The sequence below is a fragment of the Kribbella sp. NPDC043289 genome, assembly GCF_056436705.1.
In genome coordinates, this window is record NZ_JBWKCB010000003.1 from 285,794 (window position 1) to 302,019 (window position 16,226).

Genomic DNA, 16,226 nt, shown 5'->3' on the forward strand with positions numbered 1-16,226 from the left:
TCTCGAGGTCGGCAGACAGTGGGCCCCCAGCGCACTCCTACTAAGCGGCAACGAGATGCACCGTCAGAAGGTTATGCACGGGTTCGAAGCCGTAGCGGGCCCAAATCCTTTGGATGCCGGTCTGGTGGGTCTGGGTAGTGACGACGAGCCGCCGGGTCGCGCAGACGTCCTCGACCGCGGCCAGCAGGTGTCCGTAGCGGCCACGGCCCTGCTCGGCCGGGACGACGCCGGCCAGCTGGACCTCGGTCCACGACCGCTGCTGGTCGATAGCGGCCAGTGCGAGCACCCGCCGGTCCGGTCCGCGCAGTACGACGGCTCCCGCGTCGGCGATCCGCCGCCGGGCCCACTCCTGCCGGCCGGCCAGTGCCCTGGACCGGTCGAAGACCGGGTCGGAGCAGTAGTGGTTGCCGGAATCACCGAAGACGTCCGCGACCAGGTCGTCCACCACGTCGTCGGCGGCCTGTGGTTCGAGCTGCGCGGTGAACCCGGCCAGTGGCGCGGGCCGCCGGCCCTTTCCGACCGGGAGCGACCAGCAGACGACCGTGTCCGCGAGCAGCGCCTGCCGCGGTCCGTTCGCGAGCGCGGCGAACCAGGTGGTTTCGCGGGCCGGATACCGGAGCACAATGACGTCGGCCGTCGACTTCTCGACCGCGGCCAGCACTTCGGCGAGTGGCGTGCCGGATGATGCGGACACGCACATCCGGTCGATGGACACCCCGAAGCGCTTCGCCGCGTCCACCGACGGCCGCACGGTGAGCTCACCGGCCTCGAGCGCGTCGTACCAACTCATAGAGCGCTGAGCTTAAGGCATCGGGGTTACCACTTGTGTGCCGGAACGTACGCTCCGGCACCTCACGCGCAGTGACACTCCACATTCGTGGCGCAACGGATTTCACATTAGTGTTACGACATGCGCGCGAAAGCGAGGCGGCGGGGGCCGCGGACCGCGGGGCCGTCCCTTTCCGGGCTGGCCGCCGGCGTCGCCGTTGCGCTGCTGGCGCTCGTTCTGCTCGCGCTGCATTCGACGCCCTTCGAGCTGGTCCGTTTCGTGCTGTTCACCGGCGTCGTCGTCACGCTGCCGGGGTTCGCGCTCTGGCGGCTGATCGGCGGGTACCGGCGGAACCTGGTGGAGGACCTGTCCGCCGGATTCGCCGTCGGCACCGCCGGGCAGGTTCTGGTTTACCTGGCGAGCGCGTCGATCGGGTTGCAGGCCTGGTCGTGGGTGTGGGCGCCGATCGTGCTGGTGATCGCGTTCGCGGACAGCGACGCCCGGGCGCGGGTCTGGCGGCGGGTCGAGCGGCCGTTGCGGCCGCTGCAGGCCTGGTTGCTCGCGGCGTCGACCGCGGTCGTGCTGCTGATCGTGTACCGGCGCGGTCCGGCGCAGTTCCTGCCGGCGTACACCGATCCGCTGAAGGCCTACCCGGACCTGGCGTTCCAGCAGGCGCTGGCGGCGAGCGCGAAGTACGACGTACCGATCTCGACGTTGTGGCTCGGTGGCGAGCCGATGAAGTACCACACGTTCTTCCACCAGGCGACGGCCGCGACGCAGTGGGGAACGCGGATCGACCTGACCGATCTGATCCACTCGCTGAGCTGGCTGCCGCTGTTCCTGGCGGGATGCGGGTTGGTGTTCGCACTGACCACGCGGCTGACGCCGACGGCCGAGTCCGGTGCCACCTGGGCGGGGCCGCTGGCGGTGTTCGTCGCCGGTCTCGGTGGGGCGGTGCAGCCGCTGGCGGGCGTCGGACTGGGCGGGATCTCGACCGCGGTCGCGGCGTACCTGAGTCCGACGCAGAACCTCGGCGTCCTGATCGCGCTGGCGCTCTGCGTGGTGGCGGTCGACCTGCTGCGAGCCGACGGTAGACCGCGCAGCCGGTGGGTGCTGCTGGTCCTGCTCGCGCTGGTCGCGGCCGGTGCGAAGTCGACGATCCTGCCGCTGGTCGGCGTCGGTTTCGCCTGCGCGTTCCTGCAACTGGGGCTGGTACGGCGACCCACGCGGCCGGCGTTCCTCGGCGGGCTGCTGTCGCTGGCGGTGTTCGTGGCCGCGCTGATCACGATCTTCGGCGGCAGCACGTGGGGGACGGAGATCAAGCCGTTCGAGACCTTCGTGCAACTGGCGCCGTACCCGATGCTGGTGTCGAACCCGCACGCGCAGCTGTTGTCTGGGCTGACGACGCTGCTGAGCTGGGCGTTGGCCGCGTCGGGGTTGTTCTTCCTGGGCCGGAAGTGGCGGGACACCGGGGTGGCGTTCCTGGCCGGCGTCGCGGTCGCCGGACTGCTCGGGACGCTGCTGACAACCCAGTCTGGCGTCAGCCAGCTGTACTTCGTGCGGACCGCGTTCCCGGTCATCGCCGTACTCGCAACGGTCGGGCTGGCGAACCTGGTCGGGCGACTGGCGGACCGGCGTGCCGTGGTGCTGGTCGGAGTGGCGGGTCTGCTCGGTCTGGTGACGCTGGCGATCGCACGGTGGCAGTCGGCCGACCTGCCTGGCATCAAGGAGCCCTGGCTGTGGACGGCCGTGGCGGTAGTAGTGGCGGGTTTGGTCGTAGCGGTGGGCTGGAAGGCAGCGCGGCGGCCGGGGAACTTCTTCGTGGCGTTGCTCGGCGGTGTGGTCGCCGCCTGCATGGTCGGCGCGACGCTGGTGCCGTTGCAGGCGGTCGTGTCGGACAAGGCGTCCAACCTGGTCTTCGCCCATCCGTTCCGCGGCGGTGCGACAGCAGCGGAAGCAGGCGCTGCGCGGTGGCTGCGGCGGAACAGCGCGCCGGGCGACCTGATCGCGACCAACGCGCACTGCATCATCCAGCGCGAGGGCGTCTGCGACAGCCGGCACTTCTGGCTCGCTGCACTGTCCGAGCGGCCGGTTCTGATCGGAGGCTGGTCCTACTCCAACCAGGCGAACCGGATCGCCCTCACCAACGACGGCAACCCGAGCCTCATCCCGTACTGGGACAGCGCGCAGCTCGTCGCCAACGACATCGTTTTCAAGTCCCCCACGCCGGCTGCGATCGAGCGGCTCCGCCAGGCCGGCGTGCGCTGGCTGTACGCCGACCACCGGGCCGGCGAGGTGTCACCAGCACTCCGCAACTTCGTCCGCCTCCGCCACGCCACCCTCGACGCGACGATCTACGAGCTCAAATAAGTCGCAGGAGCGCATCGGCGACTCGCTCCCGCCCTCGGCCGTCCACCAGCTCCCAACCGGCTCTCGCCAGCCGACCACGCTCGGCCGAGTCGGTGAGCAGCCTCTTGAGCACCGGGACGGCCAACGAGGTGTCCGCCTCCAGTGCGCTAAGTAGACCGAGCCCAGCCGCCGCACCGGTGTCGATCGCGCGCTCGTAGCCCATCACCTGGTTGTCGACGACACACACCAGTCCGGCCGTCGCACCGAGGCACAGCAGCTCCCAGGTCGACGTACCGGACGCACTGATCGTCAGGTCGGCCTCACGGACCTGCGCTGCGAGCTGATCGGTCGGACCGATGACCTGAAGCTGCTGATGCGGCTGCAGCTCCACAGCAGCGATCTGAGCGGCCAGCGCCGGCCCGGGGGCAACCAACGTTGCCTCAAAGGGCAGACCGGTCGCCACCAGCGCCCGCGCCACATGCGGACCAGCACCGAACGCATCCGTCCCACCAAAGAACGCAAAAACCTTGGGTACGCCGTTCTGTCGCGCAGCAGGCGGCTCACTCGGGCGATGCGCGAGGATCTCGTCGCGGATCATCACGTACGGCAGACCGGCGAGCCGGACCGAGTCACGCGGAAGGACCGGGAGATCCAGCTCGGCGGCGAGGTTCTGGTCGACCAGCACGTCCGCCTCGGCGCCGCGGAGGTCACCGTCGACGATCGCCAGCGTGGGCAGGCCGGTGGCCCGGACAGCCGGGTAGACCGCGGCATCCAGGTCGTAGGAGTCGAAGACGACCGCGTCGAGACCGAGCGCGCCGAACAGCGCGACATGCTCCTCCGGGGTCCACACGGCCGGGGTCACCGAGATCCCGCGAGCGGCGATCTGTTCGGCGGCCCACGGGACGGTGTGGGCGTCGCAGACGAAGACGAGTTCGGCGCCGCGACGGCGTACCTCCTCGGCCAGCGCCAGGCAGCGCATCACGTGCCCGACGCCCCGGGCGGGGCCTACATCACATCGCACACCGACGCGTTTCACGCCCCAGACCGTACCTGCGCAGCGTACGTTTGATGACGCCGCACTGAGACGCGGGTTGAAGGGACAGCTCACCGGGCAGCTATTGTTTCCGAGGTCCGCACCGCGTGTGCGCAGTTCGGAACTGTCCGTCAGAAGGGTCCTGCTCGCGTGTCAATCCTCACCGGCTCAGACATTCTCGTGACCGGAGGCACCGGGTCGTTCGGGCGGACGTTCGTTCGACACGTGCTGACGAACCTCAAGCCGCGGCGGGTGATCGTCTTCAGCCGCGACGAGCTGAAGCAGTGGGAGGTCCGCCAGTCGTTCGGCGACGACCCGCGGCTGCGGTTCTTCCTCGGCGACGTCCGGGACCGCGCCCGGCTGCTGCGCGCCATGCACCGCGTCGACTACGTCGTGCACGCGGCCGCGCTGAAGCAGGTCGACAGCGGTGAGTACAACCCGTGGGAGTTCGTCCAGACCAACGTGGTCGGCTCGCAGAACGTCATCGAGGCGGCGATCGACAGCGGCGTGAAGCGCGTCGTCGCGCTGTCCACCGACAAGGCGTCCAGCCCGATCAACCTGTACGGCGCGACGAAGCTCACCGCGGACAAGCTGTTCATCAACGGCAACCACTACGCGGCGGCGTACGACACCCGCTTCAGCGTCGTGCGCTACGGCAACGTGATGGGCAGCCGGGGCTCGATCATCCCGAAGTTCCGGGCGTTGCACGCGGCCGGGCAGTCGCTGCCGATCACCGACCTGCGCTGCACCCGGTTCCTGATCACGCTGCCGGAGGCGGTCGAGTTCGTCGTCGACTCCTTCGACCTGATGACCGGCGGCGAGCTGTACGTGCCGCGGATCCCGTCGATGAAGGTCACCGACCTGGCCGAGGCGATCGCGCCCGGCGCGACCATGCACGACATCGGCCTGCGCCCCGGCGAGAAGCTGCACGAAGAGATGATCAGCCCGGAAGAAGGCCGTCGCGCGCTCGTCCTCGGCAATCGCTTCGTCCTGCAGCCCGACCTGGCCAGCTGGGGCTACCAGCCGCCGGCCGCGGGTGTGCCGGTGCCGGAGGGTTTCCAGTACGCGTCCGACACCAACGACCAGTGGTACTCGATCGAGGAGATCCGCAAGATCCTCGAGAGCGACGCCTGACGTGCTTCCGTACGGACGCCAGTCGATCTCGGAGGAGGACATCGCGGCGGTCACCGCCGTACTTCGGGGCGACTGGCTGACCACCGGGCCTGCGGTCACTGCGTTCGAGAACGCGATCTCCGAGCTGGCGGGCGGGCACCGGGCGGTCAGCTGCACGTCGGGCACCGCCGCCCTGCACATCGCGTACGCCGCCCTCGGGGTCGGCCCCGGCGACGAGGTGATCACGACTCCGATGACCTTCGTGGCGACCGCGTCCTGCGCCGCGATGCTCGGCGCCAAGGTCGTCTTCGCCGACGTGGACGAAGCCACCGCACTGCTCGATCCGCAGGCTGTGGAAGCCGCGCTGACCGATCGGACCCGCGTCATCGCAGCGGTCGACTACGCCGGCCAGTCCGCGGACTACGCGGCACTGCAGCTGCTGGCTGACCGAGTCGGCGCCCGTACCCTCGCCGACGCTGCGCACTCGGTCGGCGGCGCGGCGGACGGCCGACCGGTCGGGGACCTCGCCGACGTCACCACGATGTCGTTCTTCCCCACCAAGAACCTCACTACCGGCGAAGGCGGCGCCGTGGTCTGCAAGGACCCGGACGTCGCGCAGCGCGCGCACGAGTTCCACTTCATCGGCTTGGTCCGGGACGCCGCACGGTTCGAGATCGCCGACGAGGGCCCCTGGCACCAGGAAGTCCACGAGTACGGCGTGAACTACCGGCTCACCGATCTCGGCGCGGCGCTCGGGCTGTCGCAGCTCGCGCGGCTGGCCGAGTTCAAGCGGCGGCGGGCCGAGATCACCGCGCGGTACAACGCGGCTTTCGCAGGCGTCGACGGGTTGCGGACGCCGGTGCAGCGGGCCGGAGTCGACCCGATGTGGCACCTGTACCCGATCCGCGTCCTCGGTGGGCGACGCCGGGAGATCTTCGAGCGGATGCGCGCGGCGGGCATCGGCGTCCAGGTGAACTACATTCCGGTGTACTGGCACCCGGTCTTCGCGCGGCAGGGCTACCGGCGCGGCCAGTGCCCGAACGCCGAGCAGTTCTACGCCGACGAACTGTCCCTCCCCCTCTACCCGGACCTCACCGACAGTGACGTGGACCGGGTGATCGAGACCCTTTCGACCCTGGTTGGCTAACGTGACCGATGTGACCCGATCGAACCTGGTCGGCGGAGAGCTGCTGAACTGGTCGGATCTGCACCCCGCCGACGCCCGCCCCGCGTGCACCGGCCCGGCTGCCACGGCCCTCCTGACCGCGACCCTCCAGCCCGACGACGCCGTCCTGATCGCCGGCCCGCACGCCGCCGACCTGATCACCGCTGCCGCCGACGCGGTCACGTCCGTCGATCTCCTGGTCCGCTCCGCCCCGGACGCCGAGGAACTCGCCGAGCAGTTCGAAACCACCAAGGGTGAGGTCTTCTGCGGCGCCCTCGACCGCTTCGCCCTCGACGAGCGGACCGGCGCAGGCGGCGACAGGTACGACGTGATCGTCGCGCTGGACGGGCTCGATCGACTCGTCGGGCCGGACACGGCGATCTTCACCTGGGCGGACGGGCTCGCCCGGCTGCTCGGGCGGTTGCGACCGGGTGGGCGGCTGTTGCTCGCCGCCGAGAATTCGTTCGGGTTCGAGCGACTGATCCAGCCCGACATCACCGCCGCGCTCCCCCGCGACGAGGACTGGGCGCGCGACGTCGCCGACCGAGCTCCCGCTGGTCTCAAACCGTTGCAGGCCGCACTACACGCGGCGGGAGTCGACGTCGCGCAGACGTACGCCGTCTTCCCGTCCCTCGTACAGGCCGACGTCGCGTTCACCACCGTGGACGGGTTCGCCGGCGTGATCGCCGCGCGAACTGTTGCCGCACGCAACGAAGGACCCACCTTGATGGACCCGTACCGCGTGGTCCTCGACGCGGCCGAGGCCGGCCTCGCGGTGGAACTGGCCCCCGCCTGGTACTTCGTCATCGGAACCGAAACCCCTGCTGTCCTGCCAGAAGGCAGTGTCCCGACCGGCGACGGCGTCCTGCTCGAGGAGCACCTGCTGGCAGCCCTGCGCTGTGATGACCAGGCGGAGCTTCGCCGCGTGATCCCGGAGTACGTGGCGTGGCTCGGCGCGCGTGGTGCGGGGTCGCCGGACAACGTGATCCGCGACGGCTCGTCGTACCGGCTGTTCGGGGAGGCGCAGGGGCTCGACGTGGTGGAGCACCTGGCCCGGTTCGCGCGGCGCGCGCTGGACAGTGGCTCGCGGCAACCATGGCCCGCGGCCGCCGACCCGCATGCCCTGACGGCGCGGCTCGCCTCGATGGCGGGGATCACCGTTCCCGAGCAGGAGTTCACGCCGGACGAGGTTGTCCGGCCGCGGGGCAGCGCGGAGCAGCTGACGACGGTCGCCCGGCTCGCCGACGAGCTCGCGCACGCAAGCGCCCGCGCGATCCTGTTCGAAGGAACCGTCAGCGGTATCCGCCGGTCCCGGCCGTACCGCATCGGTCACGCGGTGATGAACCCAGCCCGGGTGATCCGCCGCCGCCTCAAGCGGGTCCTCAAGAAGGTACGGCGCTGATGCACCACGCCAACCACTTCTACGGGCACGCCAACATCATGGCGTCGTACGCCGGACTCGCGAAACCGCCGCGGATCTGGGGCTACCTGCAGCACGGCTGGAACATCCTCGACGGCTTCGCGTACGGCACCAACTTCGCGCCGGGGATGCCGAAGTTCGTCTGGTCCGACAGCGTCCGCCGCCGCGGCCACGCGCTCGGCCTGCGCAACTACTCGGTGATCGGCTCGGTCTGGCTGTACCTGCTCAAGGTGCACCCCGAGCTCGCCACGCCGTCGAAACGGGCCAAAGGCACCATCTTCTACCCGTTCCACGGCTGGGAAGGTCAGCACGTGCTCGGTGACCACGGGCGGATCGTTGCCTCGATCAACGAGCACGAGACCGGCCCGGTGACCGTCTGCCTGTACTGGAACGAATACGAGAAGCCCGCGATCCGCAACGTCTACAAGGACGCCGGTTTTCGGGTCATCACACACGGCTACCGCGGCCTGCACTGGCGGCGCACCAACGCCAAGTTCCTGGTCAACCAGCTGCGGGAACTGCGCAAGCACGAGCGGGTCGCCTCCAACCGCCTCAGCTCCGCCGTTCTGTACGGCGCCTCGCTCGGGCTGCGGCCCGGGGTCTACGGTGATCCCATGGTGCTGGAGAACGAGCACCCGTCGTTCGGCGGTCAGGCGCGGATCAAACGGCTCTGGCCGGAGATGGACCAGCCGTACGTCCCAGCCGCGGTCGCCCGTGCCTTCACCGACACCGAACTCGGCGTCGACCACGTCGCCGGTCCGGCAGAGATCCGGGAGATGTTCCGATGGAACAGCTGACAATTGGCATCATCACGCAGGTCCGGGTGACCAGCACACGGTTGCCGGCCAAGGTGCTGCTGACCGCCGGCGGCCGCTCCTACCTGGAGCACCACCTGGACCGTCTGCACCGCACCGGGCTGCCGGTGATCGTCGCGACCACCACGAACCACAACGACGACGTGATCGCGCAGCTGTGCCAGGAGGACGGCATCCCGATCTTCCGCGGCAGCGAGGACGACGTCCTCAGCCGGTTCGCCGGCGCCGCCCGGGAGAACGACCTCGACGGGATCGTCCGGGTCACCTCGGACTGCCCGCTGATCGACCCGGAGATCGTTGCCGCGGGCGTCGACCGCTGGCGGTCCGAGCAGGACCTCGACCTGTACGTCTCGAACTGCCTGGAGCGCACCTACCCGCGCGGCATGGACTTCGAGATCTTCTCCGCCGCCCGGCTGTACGACGCCGAGGCGAAGGCGATGCTGAAGGCGGACCGCGAGCACGTCACGTCGTACCTGCACCAGAACCGGTCCGGCGAGATGCGGCTGCTGAACCTGCCGTGGAGCGGCGGCGGAGCGCAGTACCGGCTGACGCTGGACACCGCGGACGACTGGAAGTTGCTCGACGCCCTCATCGAGGACTTCGACGCGACCAAGCTGAGTTGCGCCGAACTGGTCGCGATCCTCGACGAGCACCCGGAGCTGGCCGCGCTGAACGCGCACATCGAGCAGAAGAAACTCGGCGAGTAACAGCGTTCGTGGCCGTCACTACGGCATGATTTAGCTGATGACCACCAACGACCCGGCCGGGGACGCTGCCGCTGCTGCCGCTGCCCATGGCGCGCGCACGGCGCGGGCGACCTCGTTCGGCGCCGTCGCGGCCGCGTACGAGGCCGGCCGGCCGACGTTCCCGGTCGAGGCGCTGACCTGGATCCTGGGGCCCGGCCGCGGTCTCCAGGTGCTCGACCTGGGTGCCGGCACCGGAAAGCTGGCCGCGGTCGCCGCCGAGCTCGGGCACCACGTGATCGCGGTCGATCCGTCGCCGGAGATGCTCGAGGTCTGCCGTCGGCGGCCCGGGATCGACACGATGGTCGGTGCCGCGGAGTCGATCCCGCTCGCGCACGCCTCGGTCGACGCGGTGCTCGTCGGACAGGCGTTTCACTGGTTCGACCACGCCCGGGCGCTGCCGGAGATGGCCCGCGTACTGCGCCCGAACGGCGTCCTCGGACTGCTCTGGAACAACGCCGACACCGTGGTGCCGTGGGTCCGCCGCATGTTCCAGGTGATCCAGGGCGACAGCTTCGGGGGGAGTGACGGGTTCGAGCCGATCCCGGTCCTCGAGCAGTCGAACCTGTTCACGCTGATCGAGCAGGCCCGGTTCCGGCACTGGCACGACATGAACCGCGAAGGCCTGCGCCAGCTGGCCCGCTCGCACTCGGCGGTCGCGATCCTCAAGGACACCCGGCGCGAGCAGCTGCTGGAGCAGGTCGACCTGATCTACGAGCACAGCGCCCGCCCACCGGAGCCGCTCCGGATGCCGTACCTCACCGGCTGCTACCGCGCCCGCCCGAGCGAGTTCGCCAACTACCGCCGCACCCTCGACGGCCCCGTCGCGCCGCATCTGTAGAGGTTGACCGCCGCACCTGGAGAAACGTTTTGGTTGCGGTAGGTCACAAACGGGCGACTTGCGGCTAACGTGCACCTGTTCGGGTCCACCGAAGGGGAGCTCATGGACGACCAAGCGGTGCGCGAGCGGGATGCCCGCGCGTACGAGGCGGTGCACGAGGCGGCCGACTTCACCGAGCTGAAACGCCGGTACAAGAACTTCGTCGTACCGTGGACCATCGCCTTCATGGCGTGGTACCTGGCGTACGTCGCCTGCTGCAACTGGGCCCGGGGCTTCATGAATCACCGGATCGGCGACACCCACATCAATGTGGCGCTGATCTTCGGGCTGCTGCAATTCGCCTCGACGTTCCTGATCGCGGGCCTGTACGGCCGGTTCGCGAACCGCAGGCTCGACCCGCTGGCCCACGGCCTGAACGCCAAGTACAAGAGGGAGCGCCGCCGGTGACCACACTCCTCGTCCCACTGGCGACCGAGCCGGGGAACCGCGCGCTGACGATCTCCCTGTTCACCGCAGTGGTCGCCGTGACGCTGTACATCACCTGGTGGGCGTCCCGGCAGAACAAGACCGCGGCCGACTACTACGCCGGCGGCCGCTCGTTCAGCGGCTCGCAGAACGGCCTCGCCGTCGCCGGTGACTACATGTCCGCGGCCTCGTTCCTCGGCATCTCCGGCCAGATCGCGCTCTACGGGTACGACGGCTTCCTGTACTCGATCGGGTTCCTGGTGGCCTGGCTGGTCGCCCTGCTGCTGGTCGCCGAACTGCTGCGGAACTCGGGCCGCTTCACGATGGCGGATCAGCTCGCCTTCCGGATGAAGCAGCGCCCGGTCCGGACGGCGGCCGCGACCTCGACGATCGTGGTGTCGATCTTCTACCTGCTCGCCCAGATGGTCGGCGCCGGATCGCTCGTCGGCCTGCTGCTCGGCGTCAAGAGCGAGGGCGTGAAGGCCGCCGTCATCGTGCTGGTCGGCGCGCTGATGATCGTCTACGTGACTATCGGCGGCATGAAGGGCACCACGTGGGTGCAGATCGTGAAGGCCGTGCTGCTGATGGCCGGCACGGTGCTGATCACCTTCCTGGTGCTGGTGAAGTTCCACTTCAACATCTCCGACCTGCTCGGTTCGGCGGCCGAGAAGTCCGGCAAGGGCGAGGCCTTCCTGCAGCCCGGCCTGCTCTACGGCAAGGACCTCACCGGCCAGATCGACTTCCTGTCCCTCGGCCTCGCCCTGGTCCTGGGTACGGCGGGACTCCCGCACATCCTGATCCGCTTCTACACCGTGCCGGACTCCCGCGCCGCGCGCCGGTCGGTGCAGTGGGCGATCGGCCTGATCGGCGTCTTCTACCTGATGACGCTGGCCCTCGGCTTCGGCGCGGCGGCCCTGCTGGACACCGGCAAGGGCTCGGCCGTGGCGGAGTCGAAGGGCAACGTCGCCTCGCCGCTGCTGGCCGAGTCCGTCGGCGGTGGCGCCGGTTCGCTCGGCGGGTCGATCCTGCTGGCGCTGATCGCGGCGGTCGCGTTCGCCACCATCCTCGCGGTGGTCGCCGGCCTGACGCTGACGTCCGCGTCGTCGTTCGCCCATGACCTGTACGCCAACGTGATCTCCAAGGAGAAGCCGAGCGAGAAGCAGGAGCTGCGCGTCGCCCGGTTCGCGGCGATCGGGATCGGCGCGGTGTCGATCGCGCTGGCGATCCCGGCGCAGAAGCTGAACATCGCGTTCCTGGTCGCGCTGGCGTTCGCGGTCGCGGCGTCGGCGAACCTGCCGGCCCTGCTGTTCAACCTGTTCTGGCGGCGGTTCAACACGTCGGGCGCGGCCTGGAGCATCTACGGCGGCCTGATCTCCGCCGTGGTCCTGGTGATCTTCTCGCCGGTGGTGTCCGGCAAGCCGACGTCGATGATCACGAGCGCCGACTTCGCCTGGTTCCCGCTGTCGAACCCGGGCATCGTGTCGATCCCGCTGGGCTTCCTGTTCGGCGTCCTCGGCACCTACCTCGGTCGCGACCGAGCCGGCGAGGCGCGGTACAACGAGCTCTCGGTCCGCTCGCTCACCGGTGCCGGCGCGGAAGGTCCCGCCAAGCACTGACGTCTCCCCGGAAGGGCCGGCTCGCACTGCGCGAGCCGGCCCTTTCGTCGTTCCCGAACCGTTGACGGCCGCGTAGCGGTGCCGTAACAATGAGCCATCGCCGCGCAAGAATTGAGCAATCCTACGTAAGTTTTGGACTCTCGCGCGGTGGCTCTTCCCTGTCCCGCCCACCAGGAGAGGCCTCATGCGAATTCCCCGATGGCGGTTGCTGACCGCCCTGCTGGCCGCGAGTCTCGCGGCCGCGCCCCTCGTCCGGTCGGTCCCTGCCGCGCAGGCCGCCATACTCGCCGGACCCAGTCTTGCCGGGCCCAACCTCGCAGCCGGCAAGGCCGCCTCGGCCAGTAGCAGTACGCAGAACTACGCCGCGTCGAACGTGACCGATGGCAACCAGGCGACGTACTGGGAGAGCGCGAACAACGCGTTCCCGCAGTGGGTCCAGGTCGACCTCGGCTCGTCGGTCGCGACCAACCAGGTCGTTCTCAAACTGCCGACCGCGAACTGGGGTGCCCGCGACGAGACCCTCGCCGTCCAGGGCAGCACCGACGGACAGAACTTCACCGACCTGTCCGCGTCCGCCGCGCGCACCTTCAACCCGCCGAACAACACCGTGACCGTCAACTACGGAACGGCGACCGCGCGGTACGTCCGGGTCCGGATCACCGCGAACACCGGCTGGCCCGCCGGTCAGCTGTCCGAGCTCGAGGTCTACGGACCGGCGACCGGTGACACCCAGGCTCCCACCGCCCCGGGCAACCTGGCCTTCACCGAGCCCGGCGCCGGCCAGATCAAACTCACCTGGAGCGCATCGACCGACAACGTCGGCGTGACCGGGTACGACGTCTACGCGAACGGCCAACTGCGGACCAGCGTGGCCGGCAACGTTCTCACCTACACGGACAACCAGCCCGCCAACACCTCGGTCGCGTACTTCGTCCATGCGAAGGATGCCGCTGGCAACCAGTCGGCGAACAGCAGTACCGTCACTCGGAACGGCAGTGGTGGTCCGGGCAGCAACCTGGCGGCGCACAAGCCGATCACCGCGTCCGGGTCCACGTTCACCTACGTGCCGGCGAACGCGAACGACGACGACGTGACGACGTACTGGGAAGGCAACGCCAACCCGGCCACGCTGACCACACAGCTCGGCTCGAACGCGGACCTCAGCTCGGTCGTGGTGCGCCTCAACCCCGACGCGGCGTGGGGCCCGCGGACGCAGACGTTCTCGATCCTCGGGCGCGAGCAGAGCTCCACGAACTTCGCCACGATCGTTGCCTCCGCGACGTATTCGTTCGACCCGGCGGGTGGGAACTCGGTGACGATCCCGGTCAGTGCGCGCGTGGCCGACGTACGGCTGAACTTCACCGGGAACACCGGTGCGCCGGCTGGTCAGGTCGCGGAGTTGCAGGTGCTCGGCGTACCGGCTCCGAACCCGGATCTCACGCTCTCCAACGTCTCCTGGACACCCACCTCGCCGGTCGAGACCGACACGATCACGGTCCGCGCGACGGTCAACAACAGCGGTACGGCGGGATCCGCGGCTACCGACGTGAACTTCTACCTCGGCACCACCAAGGTCGGTACGGCGGCCGTCGGCGCGCTAGCGGCCGGTGCATCAGCGACGGTGAGCGCGTCGATCGGGACTCGCGACGCCGGCAGCTACGCACTGAGCGCCAAGGTCGACGAGGCGAATTCGGTGATCGAGCAGAACGACGGCAACAACACCGCGAACGCCTCGGGCCCGTTGGTGGTGACACCGGTGGCGAGCTCGGACCTCGTCGCGGCCGCGGTGAACTGGACGCCGGGCAACCCGTCGGCCGGGAACTCCGTCTCGTTCTCGGTCGCGTTGAAGAACCAGGGCAGTGTCGCCACGGCGTCTGGTGCGCACGGGATCACGCTCACGGTTCTGAACGGCTCGACCGTGGTGACAACGCTCACCGGCTCCTACAACGGTTCGATCGCCGCCGGCGCGACCACTCCGGCTGTTGCCGTTGGCAACTGGACCGCCGCGAACGGTCGCTACACCGTGCGCGTCGTACTGGCGGACGACGCGAACGAACTGCCGGTGAAGCGAACCAACAACACCAGCGAGCGCCCGCTGTTCGTCGGGCGCGGCGCGAACATGCCGTACGACCATCTCGAGGCAGAAGACGCCGCGGTCGGCGGCGGCGCGAACGTCATCGGTCCGAACCGAACGATCGGCGACCTGGCCGGCGAGGCATCCGGCCGGCGCGCGGTCACGCTGAACACGAACGGCGCGTACGTCGAGTTCACCACCCGGGCATCCACGAACACACTGGTCACGCGGTTCTCGATCCCGGACTCGGCGGGCGGCGGCGGGCAGTCGTCGACGCTCAGCGTCTACGTGAACGGCTCCTTCGCGAAGACGCTGACGCTGACCTCGAAGTACGCGTGGCTGTACGGCGCTGAGGCGTCGCCGAACAACTCACCCGGTTCGGGCCCGGCGCGGCACATCTACGACGAGGCGAACCTGCTGCTCGACCAGACCTATCCGGCCGGCACGAAGATCCGGCTGCAGAAGGATCCGGCGAACAGTACGACGTACTCGATCGACTTCGTGGACACCGAGTCCGCGACCGCCATCGCGAACCCCGGCGCCGGTTTCGTGACACCAGGCGGGTTCACGCAACAGGACGTGCAGAACGCGCTGGACAAGGTGCGGCAGGACTCGACGCTGCAGGGCGTGTACCTGCCGGCCGGTGACTACGAGACGTCGTCGAAGTTCCAGGTGTACGGCAAGGCCGTCAAGGTGATCGGGGCCGGGCCGTGGTTCACCCGCTTCCACGCGCCGTCGACGCAGGACAACACCGACATCGGCTTCCGCTCCGAGGCATCGGCGAACGGGTCGACGTTCAGCGGTTTCGCGTACTTCGGCAACTACACCTCGCGCATCGACGGCCCCGGCAAGGTCTTCGACTTCTCGGGTACGGCGAACATGACCATCGACAACATCTGGGTCGAACACATGGTCTGCCTGTACTGGGGTTCGAACACCGACACGTCGACGATCAAGAACTCGCGGATCCGCGACACCTTCGCCGACGGCATCAACATGACGAACGGGTCAGCCGGCAACACCGTCAGCAACAACGACGCCCGCTCGACCGGCGACGACAGCTTCGCGCTCTTCAACGCCACCGACAACGGCGGTGGCGAGGTCCGCGACAACATCTTCGAGAACCTGTCCGCATCGCTGACCTGGCGGGCCGCCGGGTTCGCGGTCTACGGCGGCACGAACAACATCTTCCGCAACCTCTACGCCGCGGACATGCTCACCTACCCCGGGATCACCATCAGCTCCCTGGACTTCGGCATCCCGATGAACGGCTTCGGGGCAACACCGCCGACCCAGTTCCAGAACGCGACAGTGGTCCGCTCCGGCGGCCATTTCTGGGGCAACCAGGCGTTCCCCGCCGTGTGGATCTTCTCGGCCTCGAAGATCTTCCAGGGCATCCGCGTCACTGACCTCGACGTGGTCGATCCGACGTACAGCGGAATCATGTTCCAAACCAACTACGTGGGCGGACAGCCCCAGTTCCCGGTCGCGGACACGGTCTTCACCAACACCACGATCTCCGGCGCCCACAAATCCGGCGACGCCTTCGACAGCAAATCCGGCTTCGCCATCTGGGCCAACGAACTCCCCGAACCCGGCCAAGGCCCAGCCACAGGCACCGCCACCTTCACCAACCTAACCCTCACCAACAACACCACCAACATCCAAAACACCACCACCACTTTCACCCTCACCCGCAACTAACCCCCACCCCGGGGAGTGCGCGGCCCCCCAAGGCCCGCACTCCCCGGCCCCCACCCACAACCCGATTCCCCGCGGGAGTGCGCCTCAGCCCACACCCACTCCCCGGCCCCATTCCCACC

12 protein-coding genes are annotated in these 16,226 nt (G+C 69.0%); 10 read left to right on the top strand and 2 right to left on the bottom strand.

The window, feature by feature from the left end:
• Positions 1-40 precede the first annotated feature (40 nt).
• A complete protein-coding gene (locus tag AC0662_RS19640; protein WP_478302252.1) occupies positions 41-790 on the bottom strand; it encodes an N-acetyltransferase in 750 nt (249 codons plus the stop codon).
• Positions 791-910: 120 nt separating this feature from the next.
• On the opposite strand from AC0662_RS19640, the gene AC0662_RS19645 reads away from it, so the two are divergent.
• Positions 911-3,139 carry a hypothetical protein gene (locus tag AC0662_RS19645; protein ID WP_478302254.1) on the top strand — a complete coding sequence of 743 codons (2,229 nt, stop codon included), beginning with the start codon at positions 911-913 and terminating at the stop codon, positions 3,137-3,139.
• Here AC0662_RS19645 and AC0662_RS19650 read toward each other — a convergent pair.
• Positions 3,132-4,154 carry a PseG/SpsG family protein gene (locus tag AC0662_RS19650; protein ID WP_478302256.1) on the bottom strand — a complete coding sequence of 341 codons (1,023 nt, stop codon included), beginning with the start codon at positions 4,152-4,154 and terminating at the stop codon, positions 3,132-3,134. The two genes, AC0662_RS19645 and AC0662_RS19650, sit on opposite strands and share 8 nt — an antisense overlap.
• A 147-nt stretch (positions 4,155-4,301) precedes the next feature.
• Here AC0662_RS19650 and pseB point away from each other — a divergent pair, with 147 nt between their 5' ends.
• The 9 genes from pseB (at position 4,302) to AC0662_RS19695 (ending at position 16,107) form a co-directional block, all read left to right on the top strand.
• A complete protein-coding gene (gene pseB, locus AC0662_RS19655) occupies positions 4,302-5,285 on the top strand; it encodes a UDP-N-acetylglucosamine 4,6-dehydratase (inverting) (protein WP_452204750.1) in 984 nt (327 codons plus the stop codon).
• Between the two features lies 1 nt (position 5,286).
• The gene (pseC, locus tag AC0662_RS19660; protein ID WP_478302258.1) at positions 5,287-6,411 is read left to right on the top strand and encodes a UDP-4-amino-4,6-dideoxy-N-acetyl-beta-L-altrosamine transaminase; all 1,125 of its coding nucleotides are present in this window, start codon (positions 5,287-5,289) and stop codon (positions 6,409-6,411) included.
• A gap of 10 nt (positions 6,412-6,421) precedes the next feature.
• On the top strand, positions 6,422-7,831 hold the full coding sequence (locus tag AC0662_RS19665; protein ID WP_478302260.1) for a class I SAM-dependent methyltransferase: 1,410 nt from the start codon (positions 6,422-6,424) through the stop codon (positions 7,829-7,831).
• Positions 7,831-8,646: a hypothetical protein gene (locus AC0662_RS19670; protein ID WP_452204747.1), complete on the top strand. Its 816-nt coding sequence runs from the start codon at positions 7,831-7,833 to the stop codon at positions 8,644-8,646. Before AC0662_RS19665 ends, AC0662_RS19670 begins: the two co-directional genes overlap by 1 nt.
• Positions 8,634-9,371, top strand: a complete 738-nt coding sequence (locus AC0662_RS19675; RefSeq protein ID WP_452204746.1) for a cytidylyltransferase domain-containing protein — start codon at positions 8,634-8,636, stop codon at positions 9,369-9,371. Before AC0662_RS19670 ends, AC0662_RS19675 begins: the two co-directional genes overlap by 13 nt.
• Positions 9,372-9,408: 37 nt before the next feature.
• On the top strand, positions 9,409-10,248 hold the full coding sequence (locus tag AC0662_RS19680) for a class I SAM-dependent methyltransferase (RefSeq protein ID WP_478302262.1): 840 nt from the start codon (positions 9,409-9,411) through the stop codon (positions 10,246-10,248).
• Between the two features lie 102 nt (positions 10,249-10,350).
• A complete protein-coding gene (locus tag AC0662_RS19685; protein ID WP_478302264.1) occupies positions 10,351-10,695 on the top strand; it encodes a DUF485 domain-containing protein in 345 nt (114 codons plus the stop codon).
• Positions 10,692-12,329 (top strand): solute symporter family protein, encoded by a 1,638-nt coding sequence (locus AC0662_RS19690; protein WP_452204743.1) that lies wholly within the window; start codon positions 10,692-10,694, stop codon positions 12,327-12,329. Before AC0662_RS19685 ends, AC0662_RS19690 begins: the two co-directional genes overlap by 4 nt.
• Positions 12,330-12,513: 184 nt before the next feature.
• A complete protein-coding gene (locus AC0662_RS19695) occupies positions 12,514-16,107 on the top strand; it encodes a discoidin domain-containing protein (RefSeq protein ID WP_452204742.1) in 3,594 nt (1,197 codons plus the stop codon).
• Positions 16,108-16,226: the final 119 nt, after the last annotated feature.